This is a genomic window from Streptomyces jumonjinensis, from assembly GCF_009600885.1.
Lineage (GTDB): Bacteria > Actinomycetota > Actinomycetes > Streptomycetales > Streptomycetaceae > Streptomyces > Streptomyces jumonjinensis.
In genome coordinates this window covers 14,280-14,638 of record NZ_VCLA01000202.1, presented here as the reverse complement: position 1 = coordinate 14,638, position 359 = coordinate 14,280, and the positions used below count along the sequence as shown (strand labels likewise).

Annotated in this window: 1 protein-coding gene; it reads right to left on the bottom strand. The window is 66.6% G+C overall.

The window, feature by feature from the left end:
* Positions 1 to 359: condensation domain-containing protein (locus FF041_RS39900; protein ID WP_228388919.1), on the bottom strand; the 359-nt coding region annotated here is incomplete at both ends.

Sequence of the window (359 nt, the reverse complement as noted above, 5' to 3'; positions counted from 1 at the left end):
GCACACCCATCGACCAGCCGTCCACCGCGATGTGATGCGCCACGATCAACAGCACATAATCCGAAGGACCTGCCACCAACAACCTGATCCGCCACGGCAGATCGACACTCACATCGAACCCACGCGACGCATGCGCCCTCACGGCCTCACCGAGGTGATCCTGCGAGGTCTCGATGACGAGGAGCGGCGGTCGTCCCGCCATGCCTTCGAGGATCTGCTGGCGTGGGGCGCCCTCGGTCTCGGGGAAGACGGTACGCAGACTCTCGTGCCGGTCCGCGACATCGCCGAGCGCGGCCTCCAGGGCCGCCACATCCAGATCTCCGGTCATACGGAGCGCCAGCGGCAGGTTGTACGCGGCG